Annotated in this window: 21 protein-coding genes and 1 tRNA gene; 13 read left to right on the forward strand and 9 right to left on the reverse strand. The window is 61.3% G+C overall.

The window, feature by feature from the left end; translation table 11 throughout:
• The first annotated feature begins 11 nt into the window (after positions 1 to 11).
• The 4 genes from grxC to NX784_RS22650 all read left to right on the forward strand — a co-directional run bounded on the left by grxC (position 12) and on the right by NX784_RS22650 (position 2,494).
• Positions 12 to 281 (forward strand): glutaredoxin 3, encoded by a 270-nt coding sequence (grxC, locus tag NX784_RS22635; RefSeq protein WP_052234210.1) that lies wholly within the window; start codon positions 12 to 14, stop codon positions 279 to 281.
• Positions 282 to 417: 136 nt separating this feature from the next.
• Positions 418 to 891, forward strand: a complete 474-nt coding sequence (secB, locus tag NX784_RS22640) for a protein-export chaperone SecB (RefSeq protein ID WP_258818952.1) — start codon at positions 418 to 420, stop codon at positions 889 to 891.
• A 98-nt stretch (positions 892 to 989) separates the two neighbouring features.
• Positions 990 to 1,445 carry an SH3 domain-containing protein gene (locus NX784_RS22645; protein WP_258818953.1) on the forward strand — a complete coding sequence of 152 codons (456 nt, stop codon included), beginning with the start codon at positions 990 to 992 and terminating at the stop codon, positions 1,443 to 1,445.
• 11 nt (positions 1,446 to 1,456) lie between these two features.
• Positions 1,457 to 2,494, forward strand: a complete 1,038-nt coding sequence (locus tag NX784_RS22650) for an NAD(P)H-dependent glycerol-3-phosphate dehydrogenase (RefSeq protein WP_258818954.1) — start codon at positions 1,457 to 1,459, stop codon at positions 2,492 to 2,494.
• 31 nt (positions 2,495 to 2,525) lie between these two features.
• Here the strand turns inward: NX784_RS22650 and NX784_RS22655 are convergent, their stop codons facing one another.
• From NX784_RS22655 to mscL, 4 genes are read right to left on the reverse strand one after another with little or no spacing between them, the layout of a single operon-like run.
• Entirely contained in the window at positions 2,526 to 2,897 is a 372-nt protein-coding gene (locus NX784_RS22655) for a cupin domain-containing protein (RefSeq protein ID WP_258818955.1), read from the reverse strand.
• Positions 2,898 to 2,909: 12 nt separating this feature from the next.
• Complete coding sequence (locus NX784_RS22660; protein ID WP_258818956.1) at positions 2,910 to 3,599, reverse strand: DUF2461 domain-containing protein; 690 nt, start codon at positions 3,597 to 3,599, stop codon at positions 2,910 to 2,912.
• A 15-nt stretch (positions 3,600 to 3,614) separates the two neighbouring features.
• A complete protein-coding gene (locus NX784_RS22665) occupies positions 3,615 to 4,766 on the reverse strand; it encodes a Do family serine endopeptidase (RefSeq protein ID WP_258818957.1) in 1,152 nt (383 codons plus the stop codon).
• A 16-nt stretch (positions 4,767 to 4,782) separates the two neighbouring features.
• Positions 4,783 to 5,217 (reverse strand): large conductance mechanosensitive channel protein MscL, encoded by a 435-nt coding sequence (gene mscL / locus NX784_RS22670; protein WP_307736102.1) that lies wholly within the window; start codon positions 5,215 to 5,217, stop codon positions 4,783 to 4,785.
• 263 nt (positions 5,218 to 5,480) lie between these two features.
• On the opposite strand from mscL, the gene petA reads away from it, so the two are divergent.
• From petA to NX784_RS22700, 6 genes are all read left to right on the forward strand, one after another.
• On the forward strand, positions 5,481 to 6,095 hold the full coding sequence (gene petA / locus NX784_RS22675) for a ubiquinol-cytochrome c reductase iron-sulfur subunit (protein ID WP_166857699.1): 615 nt from the start codon (positions 5,481 to 5,483) through the stop codon (positions 6,093 to 6,095).
• A 1-nt stretch (position 6,096) separates the two neighbouring features.
• A complete protein-coding gene (locus NX784_RS22680) occupies positions 6,097 to 7,515 on the forward strand; it encodes a cytochrome b (RefSeq protein WP_258818958.1) in 1,419 nt (472 codons plus the stop codon).
• 30 nt (positions 7,516 to 7,545) lie between these two features.
• Entirely contained in the window at positions 7,546 to 8,307 is a 762-nt protein-coding gene (locus NX784_RS22685) for a cytochrome c1 (RefSeq protein ID WP_258819034.1), read from the forward strand.
• Between the two features lie 89 nt (positions 8,308 to 8,396).
• Positions 8,397 to 9,008 (forward strand): glutathione S-transferase N-terminal domain-containing protein, encoded by a 612-nt coding sequence (locus NX784_RS22690; protein ID WP_036231132.1) that lies wholly within the window; start codon positions 8,397 to 8,399, stop codon positions 9,006 to 9,008.
• An 89-nt stretch (positions 9,009 to 9,097) separates the two neighbouring features.
• Positions 9,098 to 9,574 (forward strand): ClpXP protease specificity-enhancing factor, encoded by a 477-nt coding sequence (locus NX784_RS22695; RefSeq protein WP_258818959.1) that lies wholly within the window; start codon positions 9,098 to 9,100, stop codon positions 9,572 to 9,574.
• Between the two features lie 21 nt (positions 9,575 to 9,595).
• Positions 9,596 to 9,671: transfer RNA gene (locus tag NX784_RS22700), tRNA-Thr, on the forward strand.
• A 147-nt stretch (positions 9,672 to 9,818) separates the two neighbouring features.
• Here the strand turns inward: NX784_RS22700 and NX784_RS22705 are convergent.
• Entirely contained in the window at positions 9,819 to 10,487 is a 669-nt protein-coding gene (locus NX784_RS22705; protein ID WP_258818960.1) for a VPLPA-CTERM sorting domain-containing protein, read from the reverse strand.
• 564 nt (positions 10,488 to 11,051) lie between these two features.
• Here NX784_RS22705 and NX784_RS22710 point away from each other — a divergent pair.
• Both NX784_RS22710 and NX784_RS22715 read left to right on the forward strand, forming a co-directional pair.
• Positions 11,052 to 12,194 (forward strand): acyltransferase family protein, encoded by a 1,143-nt coding sequence (locus NX784_RS22710; RefSeq protein WP_258818961.1) that lies wholly within the window; start codon positions 11,052 to 11,054, stop codon positions 12,192 to 12,194.
• 33 nt (positions 12,195 to 12,227) lie between these two features.
• Positions 12,228 to 13,409 carry an acyltransferase family protein gene (locus NX784_RS22715; RefSeq protein ID WP_258818962.1) on the forward strand — a complete coding sequence of 394 codons (1,182 nt, stop codon included), beginning with the start codon at positions 12,228 to 12,230 and terminating at the stop codon, positions 13,407 to 13,409.
• Between the two features lie 78 nt (positions 13,410 to 13,487).
• Here the strand turns inward: NX784_RS22715 and NX784_RS22720 are convergent, their stop codons facing one another.
• The 4 genes from NX784_RS22720 to NX784_RS22735 form a co-directional block, all read right to left on the reverse strand.
• Positions 13,488 to 14,108, reverse strand: a complete 621-nt coding sequence (locus NX784_RS22720; protein WP_258818963.1) for a DVUA0089 family protein — start codon at positions 14,106 to 14,108, stop codon at positions 13,488 to 13,490.
• Positions 14,109 to 14,302: 194 nt separating this feature from the next.
• Positions 14,303 to 15,346 (reverse strand): RNA 3'-terminal phosphate cyclase, encoded by a 1,044-nt coding sequence (gene rtcA / locus NX784_RS22725; protein WP_258818964.1) that lies wholly within the window; start codon positions 15,344 to 15,346, stop codon positions 14,303 to 14,305.
• 11 nt (positions 15,347 to 15,357) lie between these two features.
• Positions 15,358 to 16,596, reverse strand: a complete 1,239-nt coding sequence (locus NX784_RS22730) for an RtcB family protein (RefSeq protein ID WP_258818965.1) — start codon at positions 16,594 to 16,596, stop codon at positions 15,358 to 15,360.
• A 27-nt stretch (positions 16,597 to 16,623) separates the two neighbouring features.
• Positions 16,624 to 16,959, reverse strand: a complete 336-nt coding sequence (locus tag NX784_RS22735) for a hypothetical protein (protein ID WP_258818966.1) — start codon at positions 16,957 to 16,959, stop codon at positions 16,624 to 16,626.
• Positions 16,960 to 17,057: 98 nt separating this feature from the next.
• On the opposite strand from NX784_RS22735, the gene rtcR reads away from it, so the two are divergent.
• Positions 17,058 to 18,638: an RNA repair transcriptional activator RtcR gene (rtcR, locus tag NX784_RS22740; RefSeq protein WP_370662964.1), complete on the forward strand. Its 1,581-nt coding sequence runs from the start codon at positions 17,058 to 17,060 to the stop codon at positions 18,636 to 18,638.
• Positions 18,639 to 18,747 lie beyond the last annotated feature (109 nt).

An 18,747-nucleotide genomic window follows, 5' to 3' on the forward strand; every position in this document is an offset into this window, starting at 1 on the left:
AGGATTCTGTCATGACAGCCCATGTTGTTCTCTATCACACCGCCAGCTGCCCCTACTGCGTGCGTGCCGAACGCCTGCTGGAAGCCAAGGGCGTGACCGACATCGAACGCATCCGCGTCGACCTTGACCCGGAACAGCGCGCCATCATGATGCAGCGCACGGGCCGTCGTACCGTCCCGCAGATCTACGTCGGCGACACGCACGTGGGCGGCTTCGACGACTTGTACGCGCTCGACCAGGCCGGCCGCCTGGATCCGCTGCTGAAAGGCGAGGCAGCCTGACCCCGGGCCCCGGCAACTATTGAAACCGAATTGGTTTTGATACAATTGCCGGCGCCTTGACAAGCGAAATCGCTTGGTGAAGCACCTCGAATGGCAGGCTTTGCCATTCTTCTTAAAAATTACACGAAAGCGTTCCATGGCTGACGAAAACCTGCAACCCGTATTCCAAATCCAGCGTATCTACCTGAAGGATCTGTCGCTGGAACAACCGAATTCCCCGGCGATCTTCCTGGAGCAGGAAGCCCCGACCATCGAGGTCTCGCTGGACGTCGGCGCCGAAGGCATTGCCGATGGCATCTACGAATCGACCGTCACCATCACCGTGACCGCCAAGGTCAAGGACAAAGTCGCTTTCCTGGTCGAAGGCAAGCAGGGAGGGATCTTCGAAGCCCGCAACATCCCGGCCGAGCAGATGGACCCGCTGCTGGGCATCGGCTGCCCGAACATCGTCTATCCTTACCTGCGCAGCAACATCGCGGACGTGATCACCCGTGCCGGTTTCCCGCCGGTCCACCTGGCCGAGATCAACTTCGAAGTGTTCTACCAGCAGCGCCGCCAGGCGCTGGCAGAGCAGGCTGCCGCCGCAGGCACGCCGGCCGGCAACCAGTAATCTCCCGGGCGTCCCGCACTGCCTTCACGGCGGGGCCGGACGCCTTGTTTCATTGACGCTTTTTTGGCGGCACGCTTGCGCCGTCTACAAAGGCCCACATGCGCCCCATCCGTTTCCGCCATCGACTCATCGCAGGCAGCCTGATGCTGCTGGTATCGTGCGCGGCCGCCGCGTTCGATTTCAAGACGATCGGCGCGCATTCCGTGATCCTGTACGACGCGCCGTCCACCCGCGGTGGCAAGCTGTACATCGCCCCCAGCGGCATGCCGGTCGAGGTCGTACTCAGCTACGCCGACTGGGTCAAAGTGCGTGACGTCACCGGCGACATGGCCTGGACGGAAGCGAAGAACCTGTCTGCCAAGCGCAACGTCATCGTGCGCGTGGCCTCCGCCAAGGTACGCTCGGCGCCCGACGAGAACGCGCCCGTCGTGATGCTCGCGGAAAAGAACGTCATGCTCGAGCTCATCGATCCGGAAGCCGGCAACTGGGTGCGCGTGCGCCATCGCGACGGGATCGTCGGCTACGTCAAGGCTTCCGACATCTGGGGCATCTAGCCCGTCCTTCCATGCACGAACCGAAATCACCCCAAAAGATCACCGTCCTCGGTGCCGGCGCCTGGGGCACGGCGGTGGCGATCGCGCTCGCCGCGCGCCATGACGTCCTGCTGTGGGGACGCAATCCCGCGCAGATGGCGGAGGCCGCCGCCGCGCGCGAGAACACCCATTACCTGCCCGGCTTCCCGCTGCCGGACGGCCTGAACGTGACGGCCGACTTCGACGCGGCTGTGGCGCACGTGGTCAACGCTGCGGCCGAGCCCGATGCGGAATCGCTGCTGATCGCGGCGTGCCCGGTGGCCGGCCTGCGCCCGCTGCTCGAGCAGTTGAAGGGCCGCGCGATCCCGAACATCGTCTGGCTGTGCAAGGGCTTCGAATACGACACCGGCCTGCTGCCGCACCAAGTCGTGCGCGCGGTGCTGGGCGATGCCGTGCCGGGCGCCGCGCTGTCCGGCCCGTCGTTCGCCCAGGAAGTGGCGCGCGGCCTGCCGTGTGCGTTGACGGTGGCGTCGACCGACCGCGCGCTGCGCGAACGGGTCGTCGCGCTCGTCCATGGCGGCAATATGCGCGTGTATTCCTGCGACGACCTCGTCGGTGTGGAAGTCGGCGGCGCCGTCAAGAACATCCTGGCCATCGCCACCGGCACGGCCGATGGCCTGGGGCTGGGCCTGAACGCGCGCGCCGCGCTGATCACGCGCGGCCTCGCGGAAATCACCCGCCTCGGCATGGCGCTGGGCGGCCATGCCGGCACGTTCATGGGCCTGACGGGAATGGGCGACCTGATCCTGACGTGCACGGGCGACCTGTCGCGCAACCGCCGCGTCGGCCTGGCGCTGGCGCAAGGCAAGCCGCTCGACACGATCGTCCGCGAACTGGGCCACGTCGCCGAAGGCGTGCCCTGCGCGAAGGCCGTGCGCGAACTGGCCGCGAAGATGGGGGTCGACATGCCGATCACCAATGCGGTGGCCGGCGTCTTGTTCGATGGCGATTCGGCCAGCGACATGGTCAGCAGGTTGCTGGCGCGCGATCCGCGCGACGAGTTGGCCTGAGACGGTAGCGTGCCCACGCGTAACGGTTACGTCACGTTGCCGGGGTGTTGCGCGTCGGCCCGCCTGAATTGTCGCCTGGATGCAGCAGAATCGTCAGCAGCGCGACCGCATCCTCGTTCGCGTGGATCGCATGCGGTTCGCCGCCCGCCAGGTAGACCATCTCGTTCGGACGCAGGATGGTCGTGCGGCCGTGGGCCTGGAACGCGATCTCGCCCTCCAGGCACAACAGCGTCATCTCGCCTTCGACCCAATGTTCCGGCAGCGGTTTTTCCTTCGGTACCACGAGCCGGATCAATTCCATGTGATCGGTCTTGATCAACGCGATCGATGTGAAGTTCGCGATGTCGTCTTCGCCCCGCTGGAGTGCGATCCGCTCACCCGAGACTGCATGGTGCAACGCCATGTGTGACTCCCTTTACTCTTCTTCAAATGTCTGCGGCACCCCGCGCAGCCAAGTGACGAGCGCGGTGGCGTCCTTGAATCCCTGCGCGAGCCGCGGGACGAGCTTGTCCGGGGCGTTGATGTCCAGCTTCTCTTCGTTCCAGACGAAATAACTCTTCAGCTTCAGGTATTCGACGAGCGGATGGTTCGGATCGAATCCTTTCGGCGGGCGTTGCAGCTTGTCTTCCGGCTGCAGGTCGCCATAGGTCTCGCGCAGATGTTTATTCTTCAACATTTTGGCGAATCCTGTCGCATCGTTGACGACGTGCACGCGGATCGCCTTCAGGCGCGCCGCCGGCGGCAGGTATTCGCCGGCACCGTACAGCAAGGTACCGTCGGCTTCGATGTGGAAGTAATACGTCGGCCCGCCGCCTTCGCTGGGACGGCGCTTGTTGCCGGGCGCGATGCCTGCCGAGAAATGCGTCTTGTAGGGCGTCTTGTCGTGCGAAAAGCGCGTATCGCGCTGGAACCGGAACATCGCCTTCTTCGGGTCGCACGCGACGACCTGCTTGTCGAACTTGCCGATGTCGCGGATCAGTTCCGTCAGCACCTCGAGGAATTCGGCCCGCAGGATGTCGTAGCGGGGCTTGTTCATGACGAACCACGGGCGGGTATTGTTCTCTTTGAGTTCGGACAGGAATTGCGTCAGGTCGCGCAGGTGCATAGAAAATCCGGAAGTTCAGGGGGTTTGCCGCGGACGCCGGCCGACGGTCACGTCGATCGCCGTCTCGCGGTTCTTGCGCATGACCGTCATCGTCGCCTTGCCGCCGGGCGGCAGGTCGGCGATGAGGTTCATCATGTCGTTGGTGCTGCTCACTTTTTTGCCTTGCACGGCCAGCAGGATATCGCCCGGATGGATGCCGGCGCGGTCGGCCGGCCCACCACGCACGACGCCGGCGATGATGGCGCCCCGATCGCGCGCGAGGCCGAAGCTGTCGGCCAGCTCGGGTGTGATGTCCTGCGATTCGACGCCGATCCAGCCGCGCACGACCTGGCCATGCTTGATGATCGCATCGAGCACGGTCTTCGCCGTCGACACGGGAATCGCGAACCCGATCCCGACCGAGCCACCCGTCTGCGAATAAATGGCCGAGTTGATGCCCAGCAGATTGCCGCGCGTGTCGACGAGCGCGCCGCCCGAGTTGCCGAAGTTGATGGCGGCGTCGGTCTGAATGAAATTCTCGAAGTGATTGATGTGCAGGTTGTTGCGGCCCAACGCGGAAATGATGCCGAGCGTGACGGTCTGGCCGACACCGAACGGGTTGCCGATCGCCAGCACGACGTCGCCCACGCGGGCTTGATCGGGGTCGCCCAGCACGATCACGGGCAGCTTATCGGCGTTGATGCGGATCACGGCCAAGTCCGTTTCCGGATCGGTGCCGACGACGCTGGCGGCGGCCTTGCGGCCGTCGGCCAGGCCGACTTCGATCTCGTCGGCGCCTTCGACGACGTGATAATTGGTCAGGATGTAGCCGTCGCCGCTGACGATCACGCCGGAGCCGAGGCTCGCCATCTGTTCCTGCGGCGGCATCTTGTCGCCGAAAAACCGCTTGAAGAACGGGTCCTTCAGCAGCGGATGGGTCTCGCGCAACGCCTTGCTGGTGAGGATGTTGACGACGGCCGGCATGGCCCGGGAGGCGCCATCGCGGTAGCTGGCCGGCGCCGGCCCGCCGCCGGGCGCCTGCAGCACGGGCACCGCCCGCCCCGGCCCGCCGACGCCCACCTGCGTGGGCGCGCGCGTCGTCCACTCCGGCCGCAGCGCCGCGATCACGACATAGACGCCGAGGGCAATCGTGACGGTTTGCGCGAACAGCAGCCAGTAGCGGCGCATCGGACTGCCCCCGGCGTTATCGCTTCAGCGCGTCGCGGATCTCGCGCAGCAGAACGATTTCTTCCGACGTCGCCACCGCAGCGGCCGCCTGCTGCGCTTCCTCGGCCTTGGTGAACGGCGCGCGCATGCGATTCATCAGCCTGACCATCTGGAAAATGACGAACGCAAGGATCAGGAAATTCAGCAGGATCGTGAAGAAATTCCCGTACGCCAGCACGGCGCCGGCCTTCTTCGCCTCCGCCAGCGGCAGACCGTATGGCTGGCCGTTGAGCGGCACGTAGTAACTGGCGAAATCGAGGCCGCCGAACAGCTTGCCGATCGGCGGCATGATGACGTCCTGCACGAGGGAATCCACGATGCGTCCGAACGCACCGCCGATGATGACACCGACCGCGAGATCGACGACATTGCCCTTCAGCGCAAATTTTTTGAACTCTTCCATCATCGACATCCCGGACCTCCTTGTGTTTTTAAAAATCTTGCCAAGTACGCAGCGATGATACAGGAAACGCGTCCGCTGCTGATCGTGCGAGATATCCATGTGGTCAAGGGGTCCAAGTCAAAAATGCGCGTTTGGAGAGCCTCGCTACAACCGAAACGTTTTTTCTTTAATTTGCATATCTGTTCACCTATAATCGACTGTTGCAAAAAAGCCTTTGACTGGTTTGCAACGTATTGCATTGCAACATTTCGCATTTGACGAATGGAGTTGGTATGAGTAATGAGAAGCAGGTCGATCCAGGCCGGCGAGGCTTGCTCGTGGCTACATGCGCGGCGGGTGGCGTTGTCGGTGTTTCAACGGCCGGGGTGCTGGTCAGTACGTTGCAGCCCTCGGAGCGAGCAAAAGCGGCCGGCGCCCCGGTCGAAGCGGATATATCCGATGTCAAACCGGGCGAGCTGAAGGTCGTGGAGTGGCGTGGCAAACCCGTGTGGATCCTGCGCCGCACGCCCGAAATGCTGGCCAGCCTGCCGAAGAACGACAGCCTGGTCGCCGATCCGAATTCCGATAAACCCTATCAAATGCCGGTGCCGGCATACGCGAAGAACGAATTCCGCGCCTACGAAAAACACAAGGAACTCCTTGTCGTCGTCGGCATCTGCTCCCACCTGGGCTGCTCGCCCTCCGCCCGCTTTGCCGAAGGTCCGCAGCCGAACCTGCCGGACGACTGGCACGGCGGCTTCCTCTGCCCCTGCCACGGATCGACGTTCGACCTGTCGGGCCGCGTCTTCAAGAACAAGCCCGCTCCGGCCAACCTTGACGTCCCTCCGTACATGTACCTGTCCGACAACAAGATCCTGATCGGCAAAGACGAGAAAGGCGAGGCATAAGATGGGCGCAGCGTTCAAGGAAACCAAACTCCCGGCCGACGCGCCGAAAAGCCACAAGGCCCTGGCCTGGGTTGACGACCGCTTCCCCCTGACGAAACTGTGGAACGACCAGTGGGGACGCTACTACGCGCCGAAGAACTTCAACATCTGGTACCTGTTCGGCTCGCTGGCGATGCTGATCCTGGTACTGCAGATCGTCACCGGCATCTTCCTGACGATGTACTACAAGCCGGATGCCAACCTCGCGTTCTACTCGGTCGAGCAGAACATCATGCGCGAGGTGCACTGGGGCTGGCTCGTGCGCTACATGCATTCCACCGGCGCCTCCGCGTTCTTCATCGTCGTGTACCTGCACATGACCCGTGGCCTGCTGTACGGCTCGTATCGCAAGCCGCGCGAGCTGATCTGGCTGTTCGGCTTCGCGATCTTCCTGTGCCTGATGGCCGAAGCCTTCTTCGGCTACCTGCTGCCGTGGGGCCAGATGTCGTACTGGGGCGCGCAGGTGATCGTCAACCTGTTCAGCGCCATCCCGTTCATCGGCCCGGATCTCTCGCTGTGGATCCGCGGCGACTACGTGGTGTCGGACGCGACGCTGAACCGCTTCTTCGCCTTCCACGTGATCGCGATCCCGCTCGTGCTGCTGGGCCTTGTCGCGGCGCACCTGATCGCGCTGCATGAAGTAGGCTCGAGCAACCCGGACGGTATCGAGGTCAAGGAAAACCTCGGGCCGGACGGCCATGGGGTCGATGCCATCCCGTCGCACCCGTACTACACGACCAAGGACTTGTTCGGCGTGTCGATGTTCCTGCTGATCTTCAGCACCGTCGTGTTCTTCGCACCGGAAATGGGCGGCTACTTCCTGGAATACAACAACTTCCTGCCGGCCGACTCGCTGAAGACCCCGCCGCACATCGCGCCGACCTGGTACTTCACGCCGTTCTACTCCGTGCTGCGCGCGACGACGTCGGACTTCATGTGGGTCGTGATGCTCGGCCTGGCCGCGTATGTCGTGCTCATCTGGATGCGTTCGCGCCTGTCGTACAAGACGAAGGTCGCGATCACCATCGTCGCCATCCTGGCCGAGATCGGCATGCTGCCGCAGGTGCTGGACGCGAAATTCTGGGGCGTCGTGCTGTTCGGCTCGGCCGTCGTGATCCTGGCGCTGCTGCCGTGGCTGGACCAGTCGCCAGTGAAATCGATCCGCTACCGCCCGAGCTGGCACAAATACGTGTACGCCGTGTTCTTCGTGGCGTTCCTGACGCTCGGCTACCTCGGCACCCAGCTGCCGACCCCGGCCTACACGTTGGTCGCCCAGGCCTGCACCCTGCTGTACTTTAGCTTCTTCCTCCTGATGCCGTGGTGGAGCGCGATGGGCCAGTTCAAGCCCGTGCCCAAGCGCGTTACGTTCACCCCGCATTGATTTCTGGAATCTAGCCAAAGGACAACCATGATGCTTTTTTCGAAAAAACTGCTCGCGGTCCTGGCCCTGCTGCCGGGATTCGCGTTCGCGAACGAAGGTGGGTTCGCGCTCGACCGGGCGCCCGAACGCACGGACATCGCTTCCCTGCAAAACGGCGCCAAGCTGTTCGTCAACTACTGCCTGAACTGTCACTCCGCATCGGCGATGCGCTACAATCGCCTGCGTGATCTGGGCCTGAGCGAAGACCAGATCAAGAACAACCTGCTGTTCTCGGGCGAGAAGGTGGGCGACATGATGACGATCGCGATGCGTCCTGCGGATGCGAAAGCCTGGTTCGGTGCGGTCCCACCGGACCTGTCGGTCATCACGCGTGCGCGCGCGTCGGGCGCCGGTTCCGGCCCCGACTACATCTACACTTACCTGCGTACTTTCTACAAGGACGATACTCGCCCGACCGGCTGGAACAACATGGTCGTGCCGAACGTCGCCATGCCGCACGTGCTGTGGCAGTTGCAGGGTGTGCGTACGGTCAAGATGGTCGAGGAACCGGATCCACACGAGGAAGGAAAAAAAGTGCACCGCTTCGCCGGCTTCGAGCAGGTGACGCCGGGCACGCTGACCCCGCAGGAATTCGATACGCAAGTGGCCGACCTCGTCGCTTACATGGACTGGATGGCCGAACCGGCGCGCGACTTTCGCAAGCGCCTCGGTGCGATCGTCGTGATTTTCCTCGCTTTCTTCGCTTTCCTTGCCTGGTCTTTGAATGCTTCTTATTGGAAAGACGTAAAGTGAGTTGATTGCCCGGTTATAATGCGGGCAATTTCTATTCGGGGTGAGCCGCTTGCGCTTCACCCCTTTGTTTCTTGAAGGAACTATAAACCATGATGGTTCTCTACTCCGGCACCACGTGCCCGTTCTCCCAGCGCTGCCGCCTGGTCCTGTTCGAAAAGGGCATGGACTTCGAAGTGCGCGACGTGGATCTGTTCAACAAGCCCGAGGACATCTCGACGATGAATCCGTACGGCCAGGTGCCGATCCTGGTCGAGCGCGAACTGATTCTGTACGAATCGAACATCATCAACGAATACATCGACGAGCGCTTCCCGCATCCGCAGCTGATGCCCGCCGACCCGCTCATGCGCGCCCGCGCCCGCCTGATGCTGTTCAACTTCGAAAAGGAACTGTTCGTCCACGTGAACACGCTCGAGAACGAGCGCAACAAGGTGGGCGACAAGAGCCACGACAAGGCGCGCGCCGAAATCCGCGACCGCCTGACGACCTTGGCTCCGCTGTTCCTGAAGAACAAGTACATGTTGGGCGACGAATTCTCGATGCTGGACGTGGCAATTGCCCCGCTGCTGTGGCGCCTGGACCATTACGGCATCGAACTGTCGAAGACGGCGGCCCCGCTGATGAAATACGCCGAGCGCATCTTCTCGCGCCCGGCTTACATCGAAGCCCTGACCCCGTCCGAAAAGGTGATGCGCCGCTAAGCGCCATCGCCGTTGCACGCCAGTTTACGACGCCGCAGGCGAATCGAAGTACACTGGCGTGTAACATCCCGCATCACGCCCCGATAACTATGCCAGACATCTCCACCAAGCCGTACCTGCTGCGCGCCATCTACGAATGGTGCACGGACAGCGGCTACACGCCCTACCTGGCCGTCAAGGTCGACGCCGCCACCACGGTTCCGATGGAATACGTGAAGAAGGGCGAGATCATCCTCAACATCAGCTACGGCGCCACGTCCGGGCTGAAGATGGACAACGACGCGATCACGTTCCGCGCCCGTTTCAATGGTGTCTCGCGCGAGCTGTACATCCCGGTTCACAACGTATTGGCCATCTACGCCAACGAAAACGGCCAGGGCATGGCCTTCGACGTGACGACGACGGCCGCCGACCTGCCTCCGCCGGCACCGGAACCTGCAGCCAGCCCGGCCCCCGGCCTGGCCGCCGTCCCGGCCAAGACGGCCTCCGACATGTCGCATGTACCTGACGATGACGACGACCCCCCCAAAAAAGGTGGCCGTCCGACGTTGACCCGGATCAAATAAGGGTATAATTCTGGCCACATCGCCGGCTTAGCTCATCAGGTAGAGCAGTTGATTTGTAATCATCAGGTGGCGGGTTCGAGTCCTGCAGCCGGCACCAAGGATCAAGCACTTAGCCCAGCCCTAAACCAGCTGGGCTTTTTGCTGACTACTCCATGTAGGGAGGACGTAGGTTTTCCAAGTCTCAACAAACAAAAAACCATCCTCAAAGGATGGTTTTTCTTGAAGCAAACGCACGTTCTGCGTATCAATTCTTTTTCTTACGCATTACACCAAGGCCCAGCAGGCCCGACACCAGCAGTACAACGGATGCCGGTTCTGGAACATTGTTCTGCGTATCTGGAGCAGCAGTAAGGATGACGCGGCTGTACTGATCCGACCACGTGGAGATAAATTGGCCGTTATTTGTCGCCCAACCTGGGAAGAAGGTATCTGGGGACAAGCTCGAATTAAATCCCCACATGCCGCCATAGCTGTTGGAGATGGCGTGCCAGCTCAGTCCCTCATGCTGGAAGAGATTAACGTCTGCTTCATTCTGTTGGATTGAAGCACCAAGCTGCGCGAAACCTACTGAGTAGGCGTTGTAATACCACGAAACACCATTGTCATCGTGAGTCTGGTTGTACGGAGTGTACGTCTGGAAGCTACCCAGCGTGGTCTCAGCTACCGTCAAAAAGTTGCCAGTAGTGTTGTCACGTACACCCACGGCGACCAAGTCGTTCTGACCAATCCCAGCGACGGAGGTAGCAATGTTTGCGTATTGGTCGGTACTCGATGCCGATACTTCCGTCCAACCTGCCGACAGGAAGCTGGCTTCCGCCACGTTAGTTTGAATGCCCGAGACCAAAGGCGTTGCGGAGGCACTAAACGCCGTACCAACGAGGAACAAAGCAGCGACAATTTTGGTAATCTTCATTTGTTTCCTTAAGGAATCATTACAAGTTGTTTGGGAGAAATTATTTAGTTATACATGTAATTTAGCAATAAACATGCCACATGGAAAAATAAATATAAAAATCAACAACTTGACTATTTGAAACACATGATGACTGGATGAAACTGTAAGTTTTTCCGACAGTACTGATGAGGATTGAGAACCGGCGCTTAATTTCTTGAGCTGACCTGTTAACAAACGAGCGATTTCTAACATCAACACAGAGCAACGGTTCCGAGCCGATCTGCCGGGTGAGGCGCCCGTGCCCAGCGCGACGACGTACTGAGCGTTCGATATCGAGCCGCAACATGAATTTGGTTTATGATGTCCTCATCCTTATCCGCCGTGACCGTGCCACGCTGTGCCGTCAGATTGCCGAACGGCATACTAATTTCCTGCAGCCAGAACTCACCGTTGTTTGTCATACTCATTTACCGCAACGATTCATGGTCCAAGCGTGATCGGTGTGTTAGTGAGTGACTTTTTTGCAAGACTTTGACATCATAGGTCATTCGACCTCAACGGTTTCCGTCTTACCCGAATCGCATGAAACGTAACATCCCGGATGGGCTTTCGATCTACCTCGACCTGGTGCGGCTCGCAGCGGCTTTCATCGTCCTGTTTACGCACGCCTGGCCCTTCCTTTTCCCGCAACACCCCCTGCCCTGGCCCGGGCATTCGGCCGTCGTCATCTTTTTCGTACTGTCGGGTTTTGTGATTTCCCATGCGGCGAGGCCCGACCTCGGCCTGCACGGCTACGCGCTGCACCGGATCGCGCGCATCTACCCCGTCGTGCTGGCCGCGGCGCTGCTCTCCATCGGCATCGCGGGTGCTGGGATCCCCAACATCATCCACTATGGCAGCCCACGCGGTTCTGACTGGCAAGATATCGGCATCAATCTCGCGTTTCTCGGGCAGTCATGGACAGACGTGGCGATGCCTTACGTCGGCACGCTGTGGTCCCTGGACTACGAAATCTGGTATTACATCCTGTTTGGCCTGTGGTGCTATTACCGGAGTTTTCCGTTGCTCGCGTGTGCTGCCCTGGTGGCCGGGCCGAAAATCCTGTTGCTGATGCCCGTCTGGCTGCTCGGCGTCGTGTTACACCGCAAGATGGTGCCGCTGAAACCGCGATACGCGCTGTCGCTGTTCGTCGTGTCGCTCGCGGCGGGCCTGGCGTTCTTCTGGTTCGATGCCGGCATCCAGATACGCGAAGCCATGCGCGTGCTGTCGCCGTGGTTGATCCAGGTGACCCAAGGGTCGAATCAATTCGTCGGCGATTTCATACTTGGCCTGATCGTGGCGTTGAATTTCCTGGCCGCCGGTTCGCTCGGCATGAAGCTGGCCCTGAAATTCAAGACCGTCATCCGCTATTTATCCAGCTTCACGTTCTCGCTTTACGTATTCCACCTGCCGCTCGCGGTCATTCTCTGGAATGGCCTGCACGTGCGTTCGGCGCCCGTCTTTTTCGGGCTGCTGATGGCTGGCGTCTGGATACTCGGCACGCTGACCGAACGGCGTACCGCCTGGTATCGCTCGAAGTTGAGCAAGATCTGGCCGAACAAGAAAACGGCCGCCGTTCACGATCCGCTACCGATCGAGGCGGCCGGCGCGGACGAACACCGTCCAGCCGGACACGCGACCGGCGTCGACGTGGCTAAGCAACCAAGAGAGCGGCTTGCTTCCTAGTCCACTCATCGTCCATATTTTATTTCCAAGCTGATGAACCGATCACTGTCCTCCTACCTCAACCTCTTGCGGTTCCTGGCTGCGCTGGCGGTGTATGTCTCCCATGCCGGTTACTTCACGAAAATGCGCATCCCGTACGTCGGGAATATGGGCAGTGAGGCGGTGTTCGTGTTTTTCGTCCTTTCCGGGATGCTGATCACGTTCTCGGGCATGAAACAGCCCGACGGATATGCGTTCCTGCGCGCGCGCCTGGTCAGGTTATGGTCCGTGTGCCTGCCGGCACTGGTGCTGACGATGGTGTGGGACACGATAGGCCAATCCATCTCCCTGGACGCCTATTCGCCCATGCAGCCCTACAACATCTTCAAATGGGTCGCGTCCCTTGGTCTGAATGCGCTGTTCCTCAACCAGGTCTGGCATGCGAACATTTATCCGGGTACCAATGGGCCGTTCTGGTCGCTTTCCTATGAATTTTGGTACTACATGATTTTCGCTGCCGGCGTCTATTTCTCCGGCAAGAAAAAATACATTGCCATCGCCTGTGTGGCCGCGATTGCGGGCCCGGATATCCTCGTGGGACTCCCGATCTGGCTGCTGGGCTCTGCCCTGCACTTTGCGGTGGCGCGCCGCGGTACGTCGGCTTGGGTTGGCTGGACATTGTGGCTCGGATCGATCGTTGCCGCCCTCGCATTTTCAGTGTTCGATGCCGGTCCGGTACTTGCGGAGACCTTCCCGGGCATTGCGGCCGGTGCGAAATGGAAGGTAGGTTTCTGGCCGGCGAGCTACGTCATCGGCGCACTGGTCGCCATCAATATCTACGGATTCTCGCTCATTGCCGACCGCTTCCAGGCGGTACTGGAGCGCTTTTCGTGGCCGATCCGGGTCGGTGCCGATATCAGCTTCGGGCTGTATTTGTTCCATTACCCGCTCATGTATTTCATCAAGGCGGTTCTGTACGGCGCCAAATTGACGAGCGGGCCCATGTTCGTTGCGGCCATCTACCTCGTGCCATTCCTGGTCGCCGCATGGCTCGCGATTCTGTGCGAGCGGCACAAGGGCTGGATCGGCAAGTTGATCGACCGAGTCGGCAATGTAGCCAGGCCGGGATGGTCGAAGCCTGCCAAGAACGACGTGGCGATCCGGCTCGACGATCTCCTCTTGCCGCCCCAGCCGTCGGCCAGCGTTGCTGCCGATAAAGAGCGCCTTTCCGGATAAAACGGGATCAAAAGCGATCAAAAAAAGGGTTACGAGCGCGAGCTCGTAACCCTTTTGTGTTTGGCTGCTCAGTACGGCTTACGAACGCTTGCGGCGCAGCAGTCCCAATGCACCGATGCCCAGCAGTGCCAGCGATGCCGGTTCCGGTACGTCCGCCGGCGGAACGACGACGGCCGAGTCGACGTTCAGGATGTCGAATGCCCAGCGCGCATCGCGCTTGTCACCCGCCACGTCGACGAAGCCGTTGCGGAAGTTCTGGTTGGCGACGCCGTCGTAATCGAAGCCATCCGACAGATGAGCGCCTGCGGAGAAGTTGGCATATTGCTGGACCGTCACCGTGTACGTCCCAGCCGCCAGGTCAGTCGTATATTTGACGTCGAAGCAACGGCCCGTCACGGCATCCCCTGCCACCGCGCCGCATCCGGCGTCGTCCTGTTCGTAGAGCTTGATGCCCGTCGAGTCGAACAGCCCCAGGATCGGATCGAATCCACCGCGGGCGATCGTGTCGCCGTTCGCGTTCACGCCGCCGGCATACGACCAGCTGCGCAGGGTCACACTCGACGTGCTGCTCACCGTGAAGGTAAAGGCTTGCACATCATTGTCATGGTTGAAGTTACCCGTGAAAGACAGGTCGGTCGCCTGGGCGCCAGTTGCGAATACGGCCAATGCCAGCATGGCGACAGCGGGTTTGAATCTCATTCTCGGTCCTAGTTAATGAAAAAGGTTTATCAAAAGTACCCCGGGACCGAGATTAGCAAGAGCTATGCCAGTAACAAAATGCTATTGATTTATATAGCAAAATAGAAATATGCAGAATGAATGTAAAGTTACTCGACATTCTTATGCATATCTGTAAATTACTTGCATCAATATAAAGTTTTATTAGGGAATATTTATTGACCCGATGCGTTCGCCGTCGTCCGGGCCGTCACCGTGCAGCTGTCCATGCCATCCTGGCGTCCGAAGTCGAAACTCACCGGCAGGAACATCTCGATCACTTGAGCATTGGTCCGCGCATGCATGGACACCTCGTCCAGCGTGAATCCGCCGGCGCCCGCCAGCGCGAGCGGCACCATCATCTGGTCGCCCAGGTATTCGGCGAACGCCCCCTGCGACACGAGGTATTGGCGCGCACGCTGCACCACTTGGCGCGCCACCTGTTCGGACGACACGGATTTTTCGCCGAACGCCGTGAAAACTTCCGTCGCGTGCTCGTATTCGAGGGTCAACATCAGGGCGTTGCCCGGTCCCTGGTCGGCCGGCAGGCCGCGTATCAGCAACTGGTCCTCGTCCCAGTTCATCGACTTGCCGACGCATTCCAGTTCGCGCTGCGCCACCCGCCCCGGCACGCCGGCCACGAACGCCTCGGCATAGGCGGCACGGCGCTCGCCGCGCGTCATCCATGTGCGCGGCAGCAGTTGTGCACACGGTTCCACGCGCGCCTCGACGCCGCCGCCGCCGGCCGGATAAAAACCGAAGCGCTCGAGGCGGATGTCGATGTGCGCCCCCATCTCGGCCAGGCGCGGACACCACGCGCGCTGCAGGAATTGCACCGGCGGCGCCATCGGGTTGTGCGTCCCGCCCGTCAGCTTCAATGTCGACGGCTTGTCCGCCATCAGCAAGGCCGGCAACACGGTCTGCAGCACCAGCGTGCAGCTGCCGGCCGTACCGATCGCGAACGCGTAGTCGCCACCCTTCACGGGACCCGGCAGGAACGTCAGATCCTGGCTGCCGAGTGCCGCGCCGGACGCGTCGCCACCGCACACCTGCAGCGCCGCCTGCACGGCCACGAGGTGCTGGCGCATCAAGCCGGGCTTGGCGCGATTCGCGCGGATGTTCCTGATGCGGAACGGCTGCCCCGTGATCATGGCCAGCGTGAGCGCGCTGCGCAGGATCTGGCCGCCGCCTTCGCCGACGGCGCCATCCAGTTCGATCATGTGTTGTCCTTTCATCCCTTGACGCAGACGATCTGCTTCAACGTGTGCACGACTTCGACCAGGTCGCTCTGTGCCTCCATCACCGCGTCGATGTCCTTGTAGGCCATCGGGATCTCGTCGATCACGTCGGCATCCTTGCGGCACTCGACGCCTTCCGTGGCGCGCACCTGGTCCTCGACCGAGAAGCGGCGCTTGGCTTCCGTGCGGCTCATCGTGCGGCCTGCGCCGTGGCTGCAGCTGTGGAAGCTCTCCGGATTCCCTTTGCCACGCACGATGAAGCTCTTCGCGCCCATCGAACCCGGAATGATACCCAGCTCGCCCGCGCGCGCGGACACGGCGCCCTTGCGGGTCACCAGCACGTCCTTGCCGAAGTGGTGTTCCTTCTGCACGTAGTTGTGGTGGCAGTTCACCGCCTCGACGTGCGTCTCGAACGGCTTCGTGATGACCGTGCGCACGGCCGCGATCAGGTTCTGCATCATGACTTCGCGGTTCATGCGCGCGAACTTCTGGGCCCAGCCCACGGCTTCGACGTAGTCGTCGTAATGCTGCGTCCCTTCCGGCAGGTACGCCAGGTCCTGATCCGGCAGGTTGATGAAGTGCGTCCGCATGTCCTGCTTGGCCAGCTCGATGAAGTGCGAGCCGATCGCATTGCCGACGCCACGCGAACCGGAGTGCAGCATGAACCACACGAAGCCCTGCTCGTCCAGGCAGATCTCGATGAAGTGGTTACCGCTGCCCAGCGTGCCCAGGTGCTTGTAATTGTTCGTGTTCTTCAGCCGCGGCGTCTTGTGGCAGATGTCGTCGAACTCGTCCTTCAGCGTCATCCAGGCCTGGTCGACGGGCAGCGGCGGCGTGTCCCACGATCCCTTGTCGCGCCCCTTGAAGCCGCGCGTCTTCGGCGACATCCCGTGCGGCACAGAACGTTCGATGGCGCTGCGCAGCGGCCCCAGGTTGTCCGGCAGGTCGTTCGCGCTCAGCGTCGTCTTCGCGGCCATCATGCCACAGCCGATATCGACGCCGACGGCGGCCGGGATCACGGCGCCCAGCGTGGGGATCACGCTGCCGATCGTCGAGCCCTTGCCCAGGTGGACGTCGGGCATCGCGGCCATGTGCTTGTAGATGAACGGCATGCGCGCCGTGTTGGCCAGCTGGCGTTTCGCCTCGTCTTCCACCGGGACGCCGCGCGTCCACATCTTGACGGGACGGCCGCCTTCCACGTTCAGCACATCGTAGTGTTCATGTTTCGTCATTTGCGTACTCTCTCTTTCGTATTCGTCTTACGTGCCCACGAGCGTGGTCAGCACGTTTTGCCAGACGCGCCGCGCCTGCCAGGCCGGCACCGAACCGGCAACATCGGACGCGCCTCCGGCAGCACCCGGGTTCGCCGTCACCCGCGCGGTCACGCCGTGTGCGTCGAAGCTGACCGACAGCGTCTGCGGCCGTCCATGTCTCGTTCTGCTGTCTGTTGCGCCGGCCGTGCCGACGCTGATCGTCCAACCCATCATCGTCTCCTTGTCTTTATCTCGCAATCGCTTCTTTTGCAATCGGCGTGCCAGCCTGGGCCGGTGTCGCTCCGGGATTCGCAATCCATTGATTTTCTTGTGTTTTTGCATCGCAGCCGAAAAGCCGGTGTGTTCGTTGGCAAAAGCAAAACGTGCTAGAGTTATCCAAATTTATAAGTTTTTATAAAATCAATAAAAAGAAAACCGTCGTGATCGGCTTCATCGGCACCCAGCTCGACAGCGGCACAGGGAGCGCGCGCTGGGAAAAATGGCGGCCGACGGTGGCGTTGACGCAGCACGAAGACGTCGTCATCGACCGCCTGGAGCTGCTGTTCAACCGCGATCCCACGAGACTGGTCGACCAGGTGACGCAAGACATCGGGAAGGTATCGCCGGAAACGGAGATCGTCCCCCGCCAGATCGACATCGACGACCCATGGGATTTCGAGCAGGTCTACGGCGCACTGTTCGACTTCGCGCGCGCCTATCCCTTCGAGCCCGACCGGGAGGATTACTGGATCCACATCACGACGGGCACGCACGTCGTCCAGATCTGCCTGTTCCTGATGACGGAGGCGCGCTATTTCCCGGGCTGCCTGCTGCAGACATCGCCGCCGCGCCGCCACGCGCCGGGCGCGCCCGGTACGCTGGCGCTGATCGACCTCGACCTGTCGAAATACGACCAGATCGCCCGGCGCTTCTCGCGCGAACAGCAGGATGCCGTCGCCTTCCTGAAATCCGGCATCGCGACGCGCAATGTCCGTTTCAACACGATGATCGACGAGATCGAACGCGTGGCCATCAAATCGCGTGCGCCGATCCTGCTGATGGGGCCGACAGGCGCCGGCAAGTCCTTCCTCGCGCGCCGCTTGTACGAACTCAAGAAAGCGCGTCGGCAAGTGGCCGGACGTTTTGTCGAAATCAACTGCGCCACCTTGCATGGCGACGGTGCGGGTTCCACGTTGTTCGGCCACGTCAAGGGCGCGTTCACCGGGGCGATGTCGGAACGCAGCGGCCTGCTGCGCACGGCCGACAAAGGCGTGCTGTTCCTGGACGAGATCGGCGAACTGGGCCTGGACGAACAGGCGATGCTGCTCAAGGCGATCGAAGAAAAACGCTTCCTGCCGGTCGGCGGCGACCACGAAGTCCACAGCGACTTCCAGCTGGTCGCCGGTACGAACCGCGACCTGGCACGCGAAGTCGCGCACGGCCGCTTCCGCGAAGACCTTTTCGCCAGGATCAATTTATGGACATATGAATTGCCGGGGCTGGTCGAACGCAGCGAGGACATCGAGCCCAACATCGAGTACCTGCTGCGCGAATTCGGCGCCGAACACGGGCACATGGTGCGCTTCAACAAGGAAGCGCGCGATCACTACATGCGATTTGCGATGTCGCAGGACGCACGCTGGACGGGCAATTTCCGCGACCTGTCCGCGTCGATGACCCGGATGGCCACTCTGGCCGAATCCGGCCGCATCAACGATACCATCGTCGCCGGCGAGATTGCGCGCTTGCGACAACTGTGGCGGCCATTCGACGATACCGGCGCGCAGCAGGCAGATCTGGATCAGGTGCTAGGGGCCGCCGCGGCCGCGCAGCTCGACCAGTTCGATGCGCTGCAGTTGCAGGCTGTCGTCGGCGTGTGCCGCCAGTCCATGTCGCTGTCGGATGCGGGCCGCAAGCTGTTCGCCGTCTCGCGCACCGCCAAGCGCCAGCCGAACGATGCGGACCGCCTCAAGAAATACCTGGCGCGGTTCGGGCTGTCCTGGGACGACGTGCGCGGGTGACAGCGGGACGGCGCGGGGTTTTCGCGGCCTGTACCGCCAATGCTGCAATCCGTCGCAATCGCCGGGTTCCGTTCATGGCACTTGCCTATAGTGATTCCAACAGCAAACC

The organism is Massilia pinisoli (genome assembly GCF_024753285.1).
In the GTDB taxonomy this organism is placed as follows: Bacteria; Pseudomonadota; Gammaproteobacteria; order Burkholderiales; family Burkholderiaceae_D; genus Telluria; species Telluria pinisoli.